This is a genomic window from Fischerella muscicola PCC 7414 (assembly GCF_000317205.1).
Taxonomy (GTDB): Bacteria; Cyanobacteriota; Cyanobacteriia; order Cyanobacteriales; family Nostocaceae; genus Fischerella; species Fischerella muscicola.
The window spans coordinates 25,225-44,945 of the sequence record NZ_AJLK01000131.1; the positions used below are offsets into that span (position 1 = coordinate 25,225).

Annotated in this window: 12 protein-coding genes; 6 read left to right on the forward strand and 6 right to left on the reverse strand. The window is 40.6% G+C overall.

Annotated features, from left to right (window positions below):
• Positions 1-5: 5 nt before the first annotated feature.
• The 4 genes from UYI_RS40245 to UYI_RS0121555 all read right to left on the reverse strand — a co-directional run bounded on the left by UYI_RS40245 (position 6) and on the right by UYI_RS0121555 (position 8,038).
• A complete protein-coding gene (locus UYI_RS40245) occupies positions 6-749 on the reverse strand; it encodes a phosphopantetheine-binding protein (protein ID WP_035138913.1) in 744 nt (247 codons plus the stop codon).
• Between the two features lie 163 nt (positions 750-912).
• Complete coding sequence (locus UYI_RS33085; RefSeq protein ID WP_407636596.1) at positions 913-5,214, reverse strand: beta-ketoacyl synthase N-terminal-like domain-containing protein; 4,302 nt, start codon at positions 5,212-5,214, stop codon at positions 913-915.
• 277 nt (positions 5,215-5,491) lie between these two features.
• Entirely contained in the window at positions 5,492-5,770 is a 279-nt protein-coding gene (locus UYI_RS0121550; RefSeq protein ID WP_026086090.1) for a hypothetical protein, read from the reverse strand.
• Between the two features lie 918 nt (positions 5,771-6,688).
• On the reverse strand, positions 6,689-8,038 hold the full coding sequence (locus UYI_RS0121555) for a ParB/RepB/Spo0J family partition protein (protein ID WP_016868752.1): 1,350 nt from the start codon (positions 8,036-8,038) through the stop codon (positions 6,689-6,691).
• Positions 8,039-8,895: 857 nt separating this feature from the next.
• On the opposite strand from UYI_RS0121555, the gene UYI_RS0121560 reads away from it, so the two are divergent.
• From UYI_RS0121560 to UYI_RS0121585, 6 genes are all read left to right on the forward strand, one after another.
• Positions 8,896-10,095: an ABC exporter membrane fusion protein gene (locus tag UYI_RS0121560; RefSeq protein ID WP_016868753.1), complete on the forward strand. Its 1,200-nt coding sequence runs from the start codon at positions 8,896-8,898 to the stop codon at positions 10,093-10,095.
• Positions 10,096-10,201: 106 nt separating this feature from the next.
• Entirely contained in the window at positions 10,202-11,380 is a 1,179-nt protein-coding gene (gene devC / locus UYI_RS0121565) for an ABC transporter permease DevC (RefSeq protein ID WP_026086091.1), read from the forward strand.
• A gap of 94 nt (positions 11,381-11,474) precedes the next feature.
• Positions 11,475-12,482 (forward strand): NAD-dependent epimerase/dehydratase family protein, encoded by a 1,008-nt coding sequence (locus tag UYI_RS0121570; RefSeq protein ID WP_016868755.1) that lies wholly within the window; start codon positions 11,475-11,477, stop codon positions 12,480-12,482.
• 274 nt (positions 12,483-12,756) lie between these two features.
• Entirely contained in the window at positions 12,757-13,239 is a 483-nt protein-coding gene (locus UYI_RS0121575) for a DUF2141 domain-containing protein (protein WP_016868756.1), read from the forward strand.
• 110 nt (positions 13,240-13,349) lie between these two features.
• Positions 13,350-14,609 carry a glycosyltransferase gene (locus tag UYI_RS0121580; protein ID WP_026086093.1) on the forward strand — a complete coding sequence of 420 codons (1,260 nt, stop codon included), beginning with the start codon at positions 13,350-13,352 and terminating at the stop codon, positions 14,607-14,609.
• Between the two features lie 202 nt (positions 14,610-14,811).
• Positions 14,812-16,083, forward strand: coding sequence for a glycosyltransferase (locus tag UYI_RS0121585; protein ID WP_016868759.1), 1,272 nt, complete (start codon positions 14,812-14,814; stop codon positions 16,081-16,083).
• A 346-nt stretch (positions 16,084-16,429) separates the two neighbouring features.
• Here the strand turns inward: UYI_RS0121585 and UYI_RS0121595 are convergent, their stop codons facing one another.
• Entirely contained in the window at positions 16,430-17,971 is a 1,542-nt protein-coding gene (locus UYI_RS0121595) for a GMC oxidoreductase (RefSeq protein ID WP_016868761.1), read from the reverse strand.
• A gap of 489 nt (positions 17,972-18,460) precedes the next feature.
• Positions 18,461-19,294: an SDR family NAD(P)-dependent oxidoreductase gene (locus UYI_RS0121600; protein ID WP_026086094.1), complete on the reverse strand. Its 834-nt coding sequence runs from the start codon at positions 19,292-19,294 to the stop codon at positions 18,461-18,463.
• Between the last annotated feature and the right edge of the window lie 427 nt (positions 19,295-19,721).

Genomic DNA, 19,721 nt, shown 5'->3' on the forward strand with positions numbered 1-19,721 from the left:
CGAAGTTAACTTTGTGTTCTACTCCAAAAGCCCCATCTAAACGTGCTACGGTACAGAAACAACTGCGTCCGTGATTGGCTGCTGCATTGAGAGATTTTTTTCAGGTGTTTGGCTATGAAGAAGACTTGCTTAATAATCGCTTTTTCTTCTGGGAAATAGGCAACACTACTATTATGGTTCGCCTGGAAGACGGGGTGAATGTGAATAAATGCGCCGACGTTACCGTAATGAGTAGCGATCGCTGCTAATTGTTGTTGTAGATGTTCCTCGGTTGCATCTTGTAAGGTAACGCGATTTACACCTGCTGGTAAGGGTGATTTTTCGGGAACGAGGGACGGAGGTAAGTTTAAGACTACTACTTTCCATCCCCGTTGACTCAGTAATTCTGCAACTTTGGTGGTGGTGAGGGAACCATCGTCGGTGATGAGGGCGATGTGTCCCTCTGGTATGGGGAATTCCCAAAAGTCGGGTGGAGGCAGAATTTGTAGCTTGGCTGGACGACGTTGGACGTTGGGTACTGACTCGTCTAGCTGGTTAATAGATTCATGCTGCTGCTTTTTTTTTTCAGCCCCAGCTAGTTTCTGGAGGTACTCAACTATTTGACCGATGGTGCGTAGTTCTGCTAGTTCTTCTACATTACTTGGTTTCGGTAGATCGGGGTATTTTTCTTGTAACGCCCCCATGATTTCTACCCGTTTGATTGAGTCAATTCCCAAGTCTGCTTCCATGTCCATGTCGAGTTCTAACATCTCGACTGGATAACCTGTTTTTTCGCTAGTAATAGCTAACAGAGTTTCAGCTAAGTTACTTAAGTCAACCTCTGCTGTGGAAGTTGCTGTTTCGGTAACGCTGATGATTGGTTCGGCGGCGACTGCGACACTTTCGCTAACTGCGGTGGAGTCGTTACTGAATTCAGGTACACCAGAGGAGAGGTCGGGTGTGGGGGGATAGGGAGGTGGGGAGGTGGGGAGATGGGGAGGTGGGGGGAGTGGGGGGAGTGGGAGGGGTGTGAGGGGTAAGGGAGGTAAAAATACTTTCTATGTAATCTCCCTTGTCTTCCTTGTCTCCCTTGTCCCCCTTGTCTCCCTTGTCCTCCACTAACGCGGGGGTAAAAACTAACGATTGTAGATACTGGACGATTTGACCGATGGTACGTAGTTCGGCCAGTTCTTCTACATTACTTGGCTTGGGTAAGTCGGGGTATTTTTCTTGCAACGCACCCATGATTTCTACTCGTTTGATCGAGTCAATTCCCAAGTCTGCTTCCATGTCCATATCGAGTTCTAACATCTCGATGGGATAACCAGTTTTTTCACTGGTGATGGCTAGCAGAGTTTGATCTAAATCAGATAGATCAATGGTTGGTGCTGGTGTTGCTGGTGGTGTGCTGACGGTCGGTGTTGGAGAGGTGGGGGGAGTGTGAGGGGTGGGGGAAGATAGAGAGGTGTTTTCTTGTGTTGTTTCTTTGACTGGTTTGACTTCTGTTACTTGTGTGACTTCTTTGATAATTTTAACTTCTTCTGGTGTCCCTATTTTCCCATTTGTAGAAATTACTGGTTGAGTAGTTGCACCTTCGTTGATGAGTTGGGAGTATTCTTGCTGAAGGAGTTGGAAAAAGTTTTTGGTGTATTCTACCTGATCTTTGAGATATTGTTCATGAATGCGTAGGGTTTCACCTTGTTGGGCGTGAAACTGCATCATACTACGGTCTAAGCTTTCGATGATGCTTGGTTTCAACTGGGCTGCATCTGGTGAATGTTTGCCGTTAGCAAGCAGGAAATTCTGCTGCTGCATCAGTTGGAAAAAGGTTTTGGCATATTCCACCTGATGACTGAGATAGTGGGAATGAACTTGTAAATTCTCGCTTTGATTTTGTTGAAATTGTGTCAGGACGTATTCTAAGCTTTCTAAAACTTTTTGGTAATTTACAAGTTTGTCTGGGATTTCTGGCTGCATTGGGGATCGGGAAGCGGGGAACTCGGGAATGGGGAGATGGGGAGTGTGGGAGGTAGGGATTAGAGATTGGGAATTACCGTTACCGTTACTTTTTATTTCTTTCCCTTTAACCATCTGAACTGTGTCTTTTACTGAGTGCGGTTGTTTGCTGTGTCCGTTAGTGCCGTTAGTTTGTGGTAATGCGATCGCAGGAGTGGGAACAGGAGTAGAATGTACAGTTATGGTTGTTTCACTGGGTTGCAATTTCACTGTTTGCCCATTCTGCAAAGCTTGCTCAAATGCCATTTTCGTTTTGTCTGATACGTAGTTACTACCGCATAATTTAACGTTCAAAGCTTTGTTTTTCGGCGGTTCAGCAATTACTGGTGGTAGTTGGTAGGGGTCGAGGTTTTTCAGAGACATACCCGCAACGCGAAGTTGTACGGCGGCTTCGCGCACAGAACGATCGCTGTTCTTTTGGGCGCTGGGGTTGAGTGCGATCGCCATATGGGGGCGATCGCCTAATATGTCTTTGATGAGGTTGGTGAGAATGTTTCTGGGGCCAAATTCCACAAAGCAGTAACCCCCAGCTGCGTAGATATTTTCGATCTCTTGCTTGAATAGTACGGAGTTAGAGAGGTGGGTTTCGAGGGTTTTTTGAATTAATGCTGGTTCTTTGGGATATTCCTTACCTGTGACGTTGGTGTAAACAGGGATTTGGGGTATTTGGAAGTTAACGTTTTTAATGGCGATCGCAAAGGATTTTTGAGCAAAGGCAATTAACGGTGTATGGAATGCTGCGGATACTGGTAGGGAAACGGCTGCATATCCTTGTTTGTGTAATGCATCCCGCACTTGGGTAATGGCATTGGTGGGGCCTGCTAATACGACTTGGCGGGGTGAATTAAAGTTAGCGATCGCTACCTGGGGATAATTCCTGATTACAGCTTCTACCTTACTCAGGTCTTCTTTGACCGCCAGCATCGCTCCTGTATCATAATTGGGATCTTGGGGTGCTGCCATTGCTTGTCCCCGTGCTTTCACAAGGAAACAGTAATCTGCATCACTCAACACTCCCGCCGCCCACAATGCTGTCAGTTCACCAAAACTGTGTCCAGCAACGAAATCTGCCTTAAATCCAGATTGTTGCAGAATTTTATACATCCCTGCACTCAACATCCCAATTGCAGGTTGAGCATATTGTGTCCGTTGTAATGCCGCAACTTGGGCATTCTTTTCTGTCTCTTCAAATACGGGATGGGGAAAAACGATCTCAGATAGTGGCTGTAAGTTATCTTTGCGTAACAAGCTATCCATGTAGCCATAGAGATTCCGCATTTCCGGGAAATTCATGACTAATTCCCGACCCATATTTAAGTATTGTGAACCCTGCCCGGAAAATAAAGCTACTACTTTTCCGGCTAATTCCATACCAGAAGCGCGGTAGTAAACACCTTGGGGATGTTCCCAGGATGTTGCAGTCGGTTTGTTTTTCAGCAAGTCAATACTAATTTGCAGTAACTTGCAGGCTTCAGCACTATTCTCAGCTACAAAACCAACCCTAGCAGCACCTTGGGGAATTTCTTTGGTTTTGCAAGCTTCGACCAATTCTACATAATTCTTATTACCCACCTCAGACTGCAATTGAGCTAAAGTTTCCTGACAACTGCTTAATAACTCCTCCGGAGTTTGAGCAAACAGGACTACTTCACTAGGCGCAGTGTGCAAGCGATAAGCTTGGTTGTGTTCGCCTTCGTATTCTTCCAAGACGACATGGTAGTTTGTACCACCAAAGCCAAAGGAACTGACACCCGCCCGTCTTGGCGCTTCCCCTTCTGAGCGAATCCATGGTCTTGTTTCCGTGTTCAAATAAAAGGGGGAATTCTTGATGTTAAGTTTGGGGTTGGGTTCAGTGACATTAATTGTGGCTGGTAGAATCTTGTGGTGGAGTGCCAAAGCTGTTTTGATTAAACTCGCCGCACCAGCCGCTGCTTTTGTATGCCCAATTTGGGATTTGACTGTACCAAGGGCGATGTGATGTCTTTTAGAGTTGTTTTCGGTAAAAAATTCTCGTAAAGAGCTAAATTCGGTTGGGTCACCCGCCATAGTCCCTGTACCGTGGGCTTCAATTAAACCGACAGTTTCTGGCGGAAACCCTGCATCTTCATAAGCACGACGCAATGCTTGTACTTGCCCTTCCTGGCGAGGAGCGTAAATACTTTTATAGCGTCCATCGCTGGATGTACCAATGCCCTTGATGACTGCATAGATTTTATCGTTGTCTCGGACTGCATCTTCTAAGCGTTTGAGAACAACTATACCGATACCTTCACCCAACATCATGCCATCGGATTGAGCATCGAAAGGTCTCACAGTCCCACTGGGAGTCACCGCCGGGGTTTTGCTAAAACTGATATAAGCTGTGATAGAGTTATCAGTGTCAACACCGCCAGTCAGCATCATGTCACAGCGATGCTCAACTAACTCGCTAATTGCCATTTTTAAGGCGGCGAAGGAACTAGCACAAGCAGCGTCAACTGTACAATTTATCCCGCCTAAATTCAAACGGTTGGCAATACGTCCGGATATGACGTTCGCTAACATACCGGGGAAAGCGTTTTCATCCCACTTGACGTAAGCACTTTTGATTTTCTCAATCACTTTTTGGGTATCTTCATCAGATAAGCCACTGCTTTTGAGGGCTTTTTTCCAAATTGGATATTGTAGACGGGCAGAAAGAGGAATTCCTAATTTGAGGGCTGCTGATCCTAAAATAACGCCAACAGTCTCGCGACTAAATTCCCGGCTTTCGCTGTAGCCAGCATCTTCCATTGCTTGTTTGGCAACTAGCAAGCTCAATAGTTGCGAAACATCTGTAACTTCCAAGATATTTGGCGGAATCCCAAAATCCATTGGGTTAAAATCAACATGGGGGAGAAATCCGCCTCTTTTGCAATAGGTTTTGTCTTCTGGTGTTCTGGGGTTTGGGTCGTAGTAATCTTCCACACTCCAGTGTGTGGGTGGAATGTCGGTTATACAGTCAAATTTATTAACAATATTTTGCCAATATTCCCGCAAGTTTTTAGCTTGGGGAAACAAAGAAGCCATACCAATAATAGCAATAGGATTATGCTGCAATTTTCTGTTTATTTTTTCGATTCCCATAGAATTATCCGACATCCTTTTTTTGACCTCAAGAAACCTCGTCACTGCCTTTTCGCAATTGTTTATCTGTTCTTCCAATTGCGCTAAGGCAATCTCAATTGAATGAGCAGACATAGAAGATAGATTAATTTTTGGTAATGTGGATGATAGAACTGCTACAATTTCTGTAGCGAATTAATGCAGCAGTTATCCTATGCACAAGAGCTAAATACTTGTATGGACATCAGCACCCAATAGCAAATGTCACCCTGAGAATTTTGGATTTTGGATTTTGGATTTTGGATTAATAGTTTTCGGAACATCAATTCTAAAATCGCAAATCTAAAATCTCAAATCGGTTCGTTAAATGAAAATAATTTTGCTTGCGTCTGTTGCAATTAAAACCAAAATATTACACAACGCTCGACTCCTGAGATTGTGGTAATAAGTCGATGACGTTGTTGTAACTAGTAAAGTAGTCTTGTAGCGCGTTAGCAGCCTGACCTGTGAACTCTATCCATTCGTAATTATGGAGATTGGGGGAGATGCTCTCACACTGGAATAGTGGAAACTTAGGAGTAACTAAGAGGACAGAAACGCTTTTTACTTCTGAGCCAGTTTGATTATCTAGCTTAACTGCGGCAATGTAATTTGTGTTAATAATAACGTTCTGAATCTTGATGAATGCCATAGCAGTTTCGACTTCCAAGATAATATATTCTATGAATTTTGTCAAACATTATTTGACAAATTTGTTACAGAAAAACACCTCTTTTCATCTAAATTCATAAGCCACTTGTACAAATGATTGAACTAAGTAGAAGGCAGTATCTCTGAAACAAGTTTCACCGCCAGGCATGAACAAAAACCTCACCTCCAGCCCCTCTCCTGGCTAAGGAGAGGGGTGTCCGATACGGGGTGAGGTTACTTTGAAGTCAGAAGACAGAAGAAAAAAGCTGCTTCTTGATTTGATTTCAATAGTTGGCATTTTACGTTTAATTATGTCCACTTACTGAATCATTAATGATGGCATTGGAGCTTTTTTAGTGATTAGTTATTTACTCTCAATAAATTAATTATTAACTCACTAATAAGCTTTATTGCCTAAAAGAATGACAATTAATACCAAGATTAGCATAAGCAGCATGAACTGGATTGTTCGTAGAAGGCAATTTTGCAAAAAATCTCATCTAAACTTGAAAAATTATCAAAAAGTAGCATTTATTACTATTGAAGAAAAGAGGAAGTAGAAAGCTATTATGAGTTAGAGATAAATTTGGTGATTAAATTTATAAATTTCCTCAATAACTATTGGTTTGGAAATTAAATTAACAAGGTTATTAATTATTTTTTGTAGGTGATGAACATCAGTATATTTTTCATGACAAGCTGATGATTCAGCTAGACATGATGCTGTTTTTTTAATAAAAATCAACTAGACATATTAAGAGGTTATTTAAGTCAATATTTATTTACATTATTGGGATTGGTTAGTGGTTAGTTGTTGGTTGTTAGTAGTTAGTGGTTAGTAGTTAGTGGTTAGTAGTTATTGCGTTACTACTCCTCACACTCCACCTTGTCCCCCTTGTCTTCCTTCCCCATCACCCCATCACCCCATTACCCCACCTCTGCTGGCTTTTTTCCCAGTCCACTTTTCCCAACGGATAATTTCGCGACTGACTAATTCTGGGTTTTGATCTCCGATAAAACAGATACGCCCCATCCTTTCACAAGCATTTAGAATTTCACCATTTCCCATAAATGGCGCAATGACAAATTGATCTTTGTGACTTGTATAAAGATTGATGAGGTAATTGATTATTCCCTCTATACCTTCAATATGAATTGGTGTTTGTGGCTTTGATATTGATTGATGAGAAAAGATGCCAATATACATGTTACTAATGATCAATTCATACTGATATGGCATTCGAGTTTGGCTGCAAAACTCATAAATGTTATCTTGGGAACGTATCACCGCCACAATTCTTGCTTCATCGACCAAGTAATCATGGTTCCAAGTAGGTGATAGAGTAGCGATCGCTAAAGCTGCATTTGAGGGTAATAGTTGTCTAAAACCTTGACTACTGGTATCGCCACAATAAACTAAATGTCTACCCAGTATGAATTCATCACCAACTTTTACTTCCGGTTCTTTAAGAATAATGTTTGCTTTGTGATCTATCTGTTCTACCCGATTTGGCACTTTTTTCACAGCTGACTTCGCTTGTTTTTGGGCGATCGCACTTTTGAAAGCTAATAATTGTAACTCTTTTTGCTTGGCTCGTGCTTGCGCTGCTAATTGTGCTTGTCGTTCGGCTTCTTGTTCTTCTCCCTTGGCTTTGGCTAATAGTGCAGCTTCTTCCGCTTTTTCTGCTAAGGTACGTTCAGCAGTGGCAGTTCTGGCTATTTCTAGCTGTGCTGTAGTACTTTTAGCCAATGGTGTGTCTTTAATAAGCTGTTTTACCTCTGGATGAATCGCCTTAGCGATTTGTAAACCTTGCTGCAAAGTACGTTCAGAGAAACCTGTTTGTTTTGCGATGTCCCGGGTAGTTTTGGCTGGTGGTGAAATGGTTGCACTACCTTTGAGGGTATATTGATTATCTCCTGGTTTCGCCCTCAGTCCCATACGCTGGAGAATCTGTTCCCGTTCTAACCACAACTCATTACGTTCTAAAGGTTCTAGCTCATTGCGAATCAAATTTTCGTCTATTTCCGCTAGACGAGATTGTTCCGCATCTTCATAATTAACAACATTGCACTCAATTTCCTCTAAACCCAGCATCTGGCACGCCGTCAAACGGTGCAGCCCAGCAATCAAGTTATGATTTTGATCTACTGTGATTGGGTTTAAAAGCCCATTTGCCTGAATCGATTCTTTTAAATCCTTAACTTTTTCGCCATTTAATGGACGACGATTCACACCAATTTTGATTTTTGCTATAGGTATTTTAGGCATAATTGCTGTTTTTCTAAGTCGTCAGTGAGAATACCCGCAAGACGATAAACCTGATTTTATTCCACTAGTGTGATCACAAACATAAATTTTGTAAGAACTCTGATGAGGATGTCTTATGATTCATGGACATTTGATTTTGGATTGATTCCACAGATAAATTTGGGGGTTGTATCCTTCTTCCTACGACCTTATTGAAGCCAATAATCCGAAAAAAGTTCCCCATAGGAACTTTTAGTTAATAAAGAAAATTGATAATGAGGTGTGGGGAGATGGAGAGTGTGGAGAGTAATGTAGAGACGCGATGAATCGCGTCTGGGAGTGTGGGGAGAGTAATATAGTAACTAATTCTCCTTGTCCTCCTTGTCTCCCCTGTCCCCTTCCCCGATTCTCAATCCCCAATTACTAGCTTGACAAAATCAAACTTTTTTGCCATATTGGGAGGCAAGTTTTTTGATGCCCATACCATTGCCGCTTCGTTTTAATTTCAGTTTCTGTTTGGACTTAAAGTTTTTTAGTTTAGTTTTATATTGTTCAGGGGTTACTTTACCTGTTGTCTAGCAAGAGTAAAATTGAGAAAATTTTGGTGTAAAGCTGCTGTTGATTGTGCAAACAATTACATTTATACCAAAACAGTATTCTTGTATTGTTGGGTTTCTCAATTAATTCAGTGAACAGTGATCAATAACTAATAACTGATATTTCTCGCAGTCATTGTTAATGGATAGTGGTTAATGGTTAGTGTTAAAGAACTACCTACTAACTACTAACTACTAACTACTAATGTACAGACGCGATGTTCCTCTCGTCTCTACTAACTACTAACTACCATCAACTATTAACTATCAACCAACAAAAATATGACAGTAGACAAGAAAAACTTGTTCTTCGCAAAACCTGTAACTATGTGGGGAATTTTTTTGACGGTTTCTATTGCTTTTGCTACTGGCTTAGTGTCTTTCTTCAGTTTGTTCTTGCTTCGTTCTCAAGTTCAAACTGAACCACAAAAGCTTACTAAGGCTGCGCCCGCAAGAGTTGCAGTGACTGCTTTAGGGCGGATAGTACCTGATGGCGAAATCACTCAACTGTCTGCTCCGAGTTCATTAACTGGTGTACGAGTAGAAAAACTGTTAGTGAAAGAAGGAGATCAAGTAAAAGCAGGTCAAGTAATAGCATTGCTGGAAGGATACACCCGTACTCTTGTAGCTGTACAACAAGCCTTAGACAGTGTAACGGTTGCTCAAGCTAAGCTAGCACAGGTAAAAGCTGGGGCGAAAACAGGTGATATTGATGCCCAAAAAGCAGCGATCGCTCAAGTAGAATGGCAATTACAAGGAGAAGTCAACACTCAGCAAGCAGCGATCGCTAGTCTTCAAGCCCAAGTACAAAATGCTGAAACCGAAAATAATCGCTATCAACAACTATATAGAGAAGGTGCTATTTCCGCGTCTACAGCAGAGAGCAAAGCTTTACAACTCAAAACATTGCAACAACAACTAGCTGAAGGTAAAGCAGCCCTAACCCGCACTGTTGATACTCTCCAAGAACAACTAAGAGAATCTAAAGCCAGACTAGGAAGTATAAAAGAGGTACGTCCCACAGACGTACGATTAGCAGAAGCCGAACTCAAGAGTGCAATGTCTGCTGTGAAACAAGCACAAGCCCAACATGAACTAACTTACGTAAAATCTCCTGTAAGTGGTAAAGTTTTGAAAACTCACGCCAAATCAGGAGAAGTAGTCGCCACTAGCGGTATTGTAGAGATAGGCAAAACTTCTCAAATGTGCGCGATCGCAGAAGTTTACCAAACAGATATTCAGAAAGTACGTATAGGTCAAAAAGCGACCATTACCAGCACCGCCTTCCCTGGTAAAAAATTGCAAGGAACCGTTAGCGAAATCGGTTTACTTGTTGACAGACAAAATATCTTAAGTATTAATCCAGGCGCAGATACAGACCGCAGAGTCGTGCAAGTAAAAATTCGCATTGATAACCCAGCAGATAGTCAACTAGTCTCTGGTTTAACTAACTTACAGGTAGATGTGGCTATTAAAATTTAGCTACTCCCAGCAGTTAAATCACCCAAAAAACAAAGTAGCTAAGCTGGTTTTTTACTACCGACCACTAACCACTAACTACCAATTACCAATTACCAATTACCAAATCATGGTGTTTAAAATTCCTCTGGCATGGTTGCAACTAGTCAGAAACAGAATTCGTTCTCTAGTAGCTGTGGCTGGCATTGGTTTTATTGTGATTTTGATGTTTATGCAGCTTGGATTTCAAGATGCTCTTTACTCCAGTGCTACCCAAGTGCATCGTAATCTCCAAGGCGATTTATTTTTAGTCAGCTCTCAATATAAATCTTTGACAGCAATCCAAAGCTTCTTTCGGACTAGATTGTATCAAGCTTTGGGTTTTGATGGTGTAGAGTCAGTTAGCCCCATATACTTGGGATTTGCTAAATTTAAAAACCCCGAAAACGGTGAGAAATATTCAATTTATGTGATTGGTTTTGAACCAGGAAGACCAATCATGAACATGCCAGAGGTGGAGAAGAATATCGATAAAATTAAAGTGCCTGACGTTGTACTTTTTGACCGTAATTCCCGCCCAGAATTTGGGCCAGTTGCCCAGAAATTTGTTCAGGAAAATACCGAACAGATACTAGAAATATTTCCCTTTGATTCATTAAGAGGTTATAGAGTTAGAGTTGGTGGCTTATTCGGTTTAGGTCCATCCTTCGGTGTGGATGGAAACTTGATAGTCAGTGACACAACTTTTTTGAGGATATTTCCTAACAGCCGTCCCTCAGAAATGATTGATGTAGGTGTGATTTCACTGCAACCAGGTGCTAATCCCCAAAAGGTAAAAGCAGAATTGCGAAGTAATTTACCTGACGACGTGAAACTTTTTACTCACCAAGAGTTTATTGATTTCGAGAAAGAATATTGGGCGACAAGAACACCAATTGGTTTCATCCTCAATCTTATGCTTTCAATGGCTTCAGTTGTTGGTATTGTGATTGTTTATCAAATTCTTTACAGTAATATCTCCACTCAACTCGTCGCTTATGCAACATTAAAAGCCATCGGCTATGAAAATAATTACTTATTGAATGTTGTATTTCAACAAGCTTTCATATTATCAGTACTGGGTTATATTCCAGGGTTTTTTATCTCCATCTTCTTATATGATTTTGCTATGGAAGCAACTAAACTACCCATTATGATGAGTACTCAAAATGCAGTAATTGTTTTCATTTCAACAATATTAATGTGTATGACATCTGGTGCATTAGCTATTAACAAACTCCGCTCCACAGACCCAGCAGATATTTTTTAAATTGGTAATGGGTAATGGGTAATTGGTAATTGGTAAAAATCATTAACCACCAATAACCAGCATTCACAAAATTGACAACATTCACAGGATTAACATGGATCTCAAGCATAAAACTATCCTCATCACAGGAATTGGTGAATTTATTGGTTTGCGTACTGCTCAATTAGCGATCGCGAAAGAAATGAAAGTCTGTGGAATGCAAAGTTCCGCAGATAAAGCTAAAAAAGCACAGAATTTAGGCGCTAAAGTCATCATTGGTAATATCACCGATTCGGCTAGTGCTGAATTAGCTTGCCAGGGAGTAGATATAGTTGTACACACAGATGAAATTGCTAAAGAAGGTGGTTCACTAGAAGAATTTCGCAAAGTAAATGTTGATGGTACTCTCAACATAGCTAAAGCAGCCAAAAGTGCTGGTGTCAAGACCTTTGTTTATATCTCCAGTGCCTTAGTTTATGGCTTTAATTATCCGAAAAACATCACAGAAGAAGGGCCACTCTCAGGCGACAATAATCCTTATTGTCAGACAAAAATAGAAGCTGAAAAAGCACTTTTGGAACTGAATAATCCACCCGATTTTGGCACCATTATTCTGAGAGCAGGTGATGTTTACGGCCCAGGTAGTATTCCTTGGATAGTCCGACCATTACTAATGATGCGGCAAAAATTATTTGCCTATGCAGGTGATGGCATGGGAGTAATCAATCACGTATATATTGATAACCTAGTCACAGCCATATTTTTGGCAATAGAAAAAGAAACCCACGGCGAAATCTTTAACATCACCGACGGGCAAGAAACTACTTGGAAAGAATATTTTACTCGCCTAGCAGAAATGGCAGGTTTACCTGCACCTTTCTCACTACCAAAAGACGAACTCAAACTATTTCTCAAGCTACGCTACCAGGGACAGAAACTCTTTCGCAAACAGGCTGATATTTTACCAGAAGCTGTAGATTTTATGACTCGTCCCTATGCTTATTCAATTGAAAAAGCGCGCAAAAAACTAAGCTATGAACCCAAAATTAACTTAGAAGAAGGAATGTGTTTAACCCAAGAATGGCTGAGAAAAACAGACCTTAAGAAAATGGTTAATAGTTAGTAGTTAGTGGTTAGCAGTGAAACTCTTAAGAAACACAGGGGGTATAGGGGTGTAAGGGTGTAAGAGAAAAATTGTGTTTTTTCTATATTTTGCGGCACGCTACGCGAACGCCGCTAGTGGTCGGCTTAGATCTTGCACATAGATCTGGCGCGAATAAAACAAATCTATTGACATTTAAACTCTGTAGAGAAGCGCTGTTTGAAGCGTCTCTACAGCCTAACCACTAACCACTAACCACTAACCACTAACAGTCATTACGAACAATATATTTATCATGGCAAAAACAATGTTAGCGAAAGCCTCTAAAGTTTTGACATTTTTACTTCCAAGTTTGGTAAGTATTAGTCTATCTAATATAGTACGGGCAGAACCTACAACTACACTGACTGTAGTAGTAAATGGTATCAAACACCAAAAAGGTCAGATTTGCCTGAAAGTATATGCCAATGAAAAAGGATTTCCTCTCAGTGAAACTAGCGGAATACAAAGTGGCTGTATCAAAATCACAGGAAGTTCTGTAAAAAAACAATTTTTTGGTTTGAAACCGGGAAATTATGCAGTTGCTGTAGTTGATGATCAAAATGGAGATTACAAACTTAACCGAGATTTTTTAGGCATTCCCCAGGAAGGTTTTGGGCTTTCCAATAATCCAACTATATCAGTCATAACTGGTACACCAAAATTTAATAAGGCGAGTTTTCCATTGCAGAAAAATACAACTATCAACATCGAAATGAAGTATGGACTAGATCCATAAAATATTTGTTGTTAGTTAGTGGTTAGTAGTTAGTAGTAATTCCTCGACTCCTCACACCCCCCCCACTCCTCACACTCCCCCCACTCCTCACACCCCCCCACTCCTCACAAATGAAAGAATTGGCGATATCTCTGTCTAGAATGTTGCTAAGTTGGCTGGTCATTCAAACATTGGTTGCACTAGCTTTTTTATGGACATTAAAAACCCATCGCAGAAATTCCTTGCCAGATGAACAACTTCCCAAAACAGCAGTTATTCTTTGTCTACGGGGAGGCGATCCTTTTCTAGCCAATTGTTTAGAATCACTTCTGCAACAAAATTATCCAAGATATGATTTAAACATAGTTATTGATAACCGTGAAGATCCAGCTTGGAAAATTGCCAGCGAGACGATAGCTGCGCTAGGTGCAACCAACGTCCAAATTAGCCCTTTGAGTATCAGACGATATAACTGTAGCCTCAAATGCAGTTCTATAGTGCAAGCTGTCTCAGAATTGGATGAATCCTACAAAGTAGTTGCATTAGTAGATGCCGATGCAGTGGTTCATCCCAACTGGTTACGCGAATTAGTCAGTCCTCTAGCTGATCCAAAAGTAGGGGCAACTACTGGTAATCGCTGGTACTTACCCACAGGTAAATATTGGGGTTCGCTGTTGCGGTATTTCTGGAATTCCTCTGCTGTGGTGCAAATGAGTCTCTACCACATTCCTTGGGGGGGTAGTTTGGCACTGAAAACAGAAGTGATTCGCGAAACCGAACTACTAGAAAGATGGGCAAGATCATATGCTGACGATACTATAATCCGCACAGTTCTGGCAAATTATGGATTCCAGGTAAAGTTTGTACCATCTCTGTTGATTCTCAATCGTGAAGAGTGCGACTTACCAAGACTATTTGACTGGATGAAACGTCAAATGTTATCTTCGCGCCTGTATCATCCTCAATGGTGGGCGGTAATTGCTGACGCATTGCAAACAGTACTACTTCCAAATCTGCTGTTGGTGTTGTCTGTAGCTGCATTATGGACGCAACAATGGGATGCTGCTACTCTAGCTTTTGCTAGCTATAGTGGCTATATAGTAGCATTGATGTTGTTGGCGATCGCTCTCGAAATTGGCGCAAAACCTATAATTCAGCACAACGCCAAGGTCAAAACCAAACTATCACCAGCCACGATCATCAGAATGCTATTTGGCATACCTCTAACACACTGGTTTTATGGGTTGGCATTAATATTGTCTTTTTGGATGCCAAAAGTTACCTGGCGCGGCGTCACCTACCAAATTAAAGGGCCTTGGCACATCCGCCTCATTCAATACCGCCCCTATCAAAAATTAGATCAACCCATTGATAGCAAAGTATCTCTTTGAACATCTAACTGGTTAGTCGTTAGTGGTTAGTTGTTAGTTGTTACCTATTCTTTAAACTACTTACTCCCCACCTCCCCACCTCCCCATCTCCCCATCTCCCCATCTCCCCATCTCCCCATCACCCCATCACCCCACAGCCCCTAATCCCCAGAGGGGGCCCCGAGTTCCCCATCTCCCCATCCCTCCAAATACTCCCTTAACTATGAAAAAACAACCTCTTCGCATTGCACTCATTACAGGATTGTATGCGCCATTTTTGACAGGGGTTTCCATCGCCGTACACCAACGGGTGCGCTGGTTACTACAACAAGGACACGAAGTATTTCTTATCCACCCAGAAATCAACGACCAGTATCCTGAAGAGGTTGGTAGTCGTCCGATGGCGGGACTCAAAGAACTCCAATCTTTCCCCAAATTTTCTTCCTATGCATTTCCCACCCAACCACTGATATTTTATAAATCTCTTCCCCAACCATTACATTATCGCCATTGGAGCGATACCAAATTATTGGAGAACTTTAAACCAGATATCGTGGTAGTTGAAGAAGCACCACAAATGCGAGGATTTTACTCACTTTATTTACAAGGTTACGGTCGCCCTGTAGGTATTGAATACGCTAAAAAAACTGGCACACCAATCATATCCCTATTCCACACCGATATCGTTGCTTATATTCGCTATTACATGGGCAATCAATTTTTTAGCTTTATTCGTCCCATGTTACCCATGTTAATCAAGCAATTCAGTGAAGCTTACGACTATAACTTCTTTCCTTCCCGGGAACAGCTTGAGAAATACAAAAACTTGAAATCCCAACGCAGCGAATACTTACCTTATCAAGGCATAGATTGCCAAAAATTTAATCCTGCCAATATCAGCTACAATCCCATCCCCAACGATAATCGTCCCACCCTTTTGTTCGTTGGACGCATTGCTCCCGAAAAGAGTGTCATTCAACTTCTAGATATATACCCAATCGTCGCTGCTAAAATACCTGATGCCCATCTAGTGATCGTCGGTAGTGGCCCCCAGCAAGAAGAAATCCGTCAACGTGCAGCTAAATTTGGCAAAGGTGTAACTGTTTGGGGAGAATCCCACGGTACAGAACTATTGGGATGGTATGCACGAGCCGATGTTTTTGTCAATCCATCCGCTACCGAAAACTTCTGCACCTCCACCAACGAAGCCTTAGCCTCGGGAACTCCCGTAGTTGCAGTCAAAGCACCCTCAACCTCAGAACAAGTAGTCCCTGGGCGCAACGGCTTTTTAGCTCAACCGAATAGTCCTTGGGATTTTGCCAACAAAGTAATTAGAATTTTAGAAAATCCCGACCTCAAAGAAGAAATGTCTCTCCACGCTCGCTTTTCCGTTCTCGAATATGATTGGTCTGTATGTATGCAAAAGTTTGAACAGAGACTATATCAGATAGTGGAAAAATCAAATAATTTAGCAGCAACACCTATTTCAAGTTAGCTAAAGCTAAATTGAACAAAAAAATTAACCCAATGGAAAAGGGTTTCAGCTTTACAGCATTGGAATTTAGAGAATTGCACCGCTGCGATCGCCAAAACGGTTGGAGATTATTCCCAAAGCCACCCATTTATTTGGAGAACCAGGCGCACTTGAAGAAGTAGCGCGACTGGCGAGTCAATGGTTCACACGTTACCTCAATTATGAAGCATGGGGTCAATGAACTGTGGCAGTATTCCCTTTGCTTTGACTGGTGGAGTGCCTATTAAAAATGTCCGTAGAAATACAGGTTCGTAGTAAGGACTTTAGTCCTTAAATCTTCAAGCACTAAAGTGCTTACTACTAACCACTAACCCATCCTTTCCAACAAATGCTTACCGACTCGTAATGCATTTGCCATAATCGTCAGTGATGGATTCACAGCAGAACTTGAGGGGAAAAAGCTACTATCAACAACATAAAGATTATCGACATCGTGGGTGCGACAATTAAGATCAAGTACAGAATTTCTAGGGTGTTCACCAAAACGACAAGTCCCACATTGATGTCCAACTTCTTTCAAAGTCATTTTTTGAGGGAAGACAACAGAAATATGTCCTTGATGAGATGGTAGTTTTATTGATTGTAAAACTGCAACCCAGCGTTTCATGAAACGATTAAAGGTTTGTTCATTATTCTTGGTATAATCAATATAAATTTGCTCACCTTTAACATATACACGGTTATTAGGATTTGGTAAATCTTCAGTAATTAGCAACCAAGAAATAGAATGGGTTGCTACTGCTTGGGCAATAAATTTGGGTGTTAAAGGTGGTGCATAAGCAGCAACTCTATTTGTAGTGACATTCCCTAGCAATTGGACGCTTCCCATAGGGAAAGGGAAACCTTTTTCACCCCAATAAAAGTCATTGACAGCTATTGTTTTGGGAAAAACTGTAGGATTAAATTTTGTAGATAAGGCCATGACTACCCCAAATTTATGAGCCATGTAATTTCGCCCTACTAGATTAGAGCTATTGGCTAATCCATTGGGATGTCGATCATTGGCAGATTGCAGTAATAATACTGCTGAGTTGACTGCACCACAAGCGAGAACAACAATATCTCCCGAAAAAATATGTCGTTTACCTGCAATTTCTGCTACTACTCCGTTAACTTCTCGACCTGATGCACTTGTATGCAGACGTAAGACTTTGGCTTGAGTAATTAAAGTCACTTTTTGATTAGCTATGGCTGGACGCACACAGTTAATATCAGCATCAGCTTTAGCATTTATAAAACATGGAAAACCATCACAAGTATCACAACGAATACAAGTACTTAAAAAACGATTAGTTTCATTGAGCTTAATACCAAGGGGTAGATAAAACGGATGTAAGCCTTTGTCTTTTAAACCATTATTAATTTCTTGAATGTATGGTTCGTGGCTAATAGGAGGAAAGGGATAGTCTTCACTGATTTGAGGTTCGGTAGGATCTAGATGTCGTTGACCATGTACTTCGTATAGTTTTTCAGCTTCTGTATAATATGGGGCAAAATCTTGATATTTTAATGGCCATTCGGGAGAGATACCATCTTGATGAAAAACTCTATTAAAGTCGTGTTCACGAAATCTAAATAATGCTCCACCATAAAATTTAGTGTTACCACCAACATAGTAGTGTGTGACTGGACGAATTACTTTACCATGTTTGTCGTACCAAACTTCCTGGGGGCGATAACATTCTTTTTGAAAAATTAGCCGAGAATCCCAATTTGCTTTTTCTTTAGGTACGAAAGAGCCTCTTTCTAGCAGCAAAATTTTCTTTCCACTTGCTGCTAATTTATATGCTAGCGTTCCACCACCAGCACCCGTACCAATGATGATGACATCATAATGACTATCAGCCATTTTTTCTCCGTCGGTTGAGTTCGTGGTAATGCATCAGGTGTGAGGAGAGAAGAGAATAATAATAAACAACGCTAAATAAAAAACATGATGACAAGTATAAATAGCAGCCATATGAGTTATTTCAGCATCTTTATAAAGATGACATACTGCTAATTATGTTTGTCAAGTGTAATCTATCAAGAGAAGTAAATTTATAAAAAATCAAATAATCAGAATTTTCAGTGAGGAATTTTGCAGTTTTAATGTAAAAAATATGATTTTTATTCAACTTTTATTAAATACGCTGCTCAAGACATTAAAAACTTGATATCAAATGTATGTAATACCAATTCGCCAAAAGAATGCGACAGATGGGCCATCTTGTAGAGACGCGATTCATCGCGTCTTTATCCAAGGATGTGTTGCTATCATTAATTGAATTGGTATAAGGGTTTGTAGTAAGCACTAAAGTGCTTACTACAAACAATTGAAAGTTGGTGTAAAAGAATACTACTGATGTGAACGTCTTTCGGCTAGCATTTGATTTTCTGCACAGGTTTGATTGAGATTGGTTAAACCAATCCAACGGTAAATAGCATCTCCAAATTCTGGAAAAAGTTGTACATTAGAAAATAGAAGTCTTGTGAGTAACCCGTCAAGGATTACTTCTGCTTTGTTGTTTTTGATGGCATCTATAACTGCGATCGCTACGGTTTTTGGTTCAGAAACACGCGCTAATTTGGGTGCTGGTAAGCCAAATTTCAAATACATCCCTGCTTTTGTATATCCTGGACAAATCACAGAAACGCCTACGTTAGTATCAATTAATTCCTGCCGCATCGCGTCTGTCCACATAATTAAACCAGCTTTACTGGCAGAATAAATGCTGTTATAAGGGGCTCCCTTTTTTCCAGAACCAGAGGAAATATTGACAATGTGACCACTATTACGTTCTAACATATTCGGCAATACTAACCGAGTTAATTCCATTCCTGCTAGCAGATTAGTTATTAGTATTGACTGGATATCTTGGAGAGAGTAATTTTGAAAAGGTCGGTATTTTTCAATTGCAGCATTATTAATCAAAACATCAATTCGACCTGCATTTTGATTAATTTGCTGGACAAGTAATGGTAATTCTTCTAATTTGCTGATATCAAAGGGAATGCTAATGTATGTACCACCAGCAACTTCTACTTCAGCACGGATATTTTCTAATTTTTCTTGGGAACGAGAAACACCAACTACAGTTGCTTTTTCTTTCGCTAGCGCCCGAGCAATAAATGCTCCTATACCACCCGCAGCACCAGTTAAAACTACTGTCTTACCTGCAAGATTTTTCATGATTAGTTGATAATTGTTGATTGTTGATGGTTGGTTGTTGGTTGTTTTTATCTTGAAATCTTGCACCAACCTAATCTTCCGCCAATAAATAAATTTCTTGGCTCAGAGTTCAAGTTCACTCAAGTGGACTCAAATCTATGCCAACAAAAGACAAGAAATAACTCTGCCCTACTTCACTTCAGTAGAACATTCATCATCAATAATTATCTATACTCTGAGAGCATATGCAATTAACAACAAATTTAGTGTCTTATTACGCTTACTTCCCCTAAACGCTCTCAGCACACTTTTTGAAGTTGACACTCTTCTGGCTATTAATTGCTAATTTAATTTAATTAAAACACAAGTCTCATTATTTTTACACTTTTTTATGCAATATTTTAAATTATGAAAAATTCCATATATATAGATAAAAAAAGGCATCAAT

What these genes read in the sequence shown, in the direction of transcription:
- UYI_RS40245 (WP_035138913.1), bottom strand. Translation starts at nt 749, where the DNA reads ATGTTAGAACTCGACATGGACATGGAAGCAGACTTGGGAATTGACTCA.
- UYI_RS33085 (WP_407636596.1), bottom strand. Translation starts at nt 5,214, where the DNA reads ATGTCTGCTCATTCAATTGAGATTGCCTTAGCGCAATTGGAAGAACAG.
- UYI_RS0121550 (WP_026086090.1), bottom strand. Translation starts at nt 5,770, where the DNA reads ATGGCATTCATCAAGATTCAGAACGTTATTATTAACACAAATTACATT.
- UYI_RS0121555 (WP_016868752.1), bottom strand. Translation starts at nt 8,038, where the DNA reads ATGCCTAAAATACCTATAGCAAAAATCAAAATTGGTGTGAATCGTCGT.
- UYI_RS0121560 (WP_016868753.1), top strand. Translation starts at nt 8,896, where the DNA reads ATGACAGTAGACAAGAAAAACTTGTTCTTCGCAAAACCTGTAACTATG.
- devC (WP_026086091.1), top strand. Translation starts at nt 10,202, where the DNA reads ATGGTGTTTAAAATTCCTCTGGCATGGTTGCAACTAGTCAGAAACAGA.
- UYI_RS0121570 (WP_016868755.1), top strand. Translation starts at nt 11,475, where the DNA reads ATGGATCTCAAGCATAAAACTATCCTCATCACAGGAATTGGTGAATTT.
- UYI_RS0121575 (WP_016868756.1), top strand. Translation starts at nt 12,757, where the DNA reads ATGGCAAAAACAATGTTAGCGAAAGCCTCTAAAGTTTTGACATTTTTA.
- UYI_RS0121580 (WP_026086093.1), top strand. Translation starts at nt 13,350, where the DNA reads ATGAAAGAATTGGCGATATCTCTGTCTAGAATGTTGCTAAGTTGGCTG.
- UYI_RS0121585 (WP_016868759.1), top strand. Translation starts at nt 14,812, where the DNA reads ATGAAAAAACAACCTCTTCGCATTGCACTCATTACAGGATTGTATGCG.
- UYI_RS0121595 (WP_016868761.1), bottom strand. Translation starts at nt 17,971, where the DNA reads ATGGCTGATAGTCATTATGATGTCATCATCATTGGTACGGGTGCTGGT.
- UYI_RS0121600 (WP_026086094.1), bottom strand. Translation starts at nt 19,294, where the DNA reads ATGAAAAATCTTGCAGGTAAGACAGTAGTTTTAACTGGTGCTGCGGGT.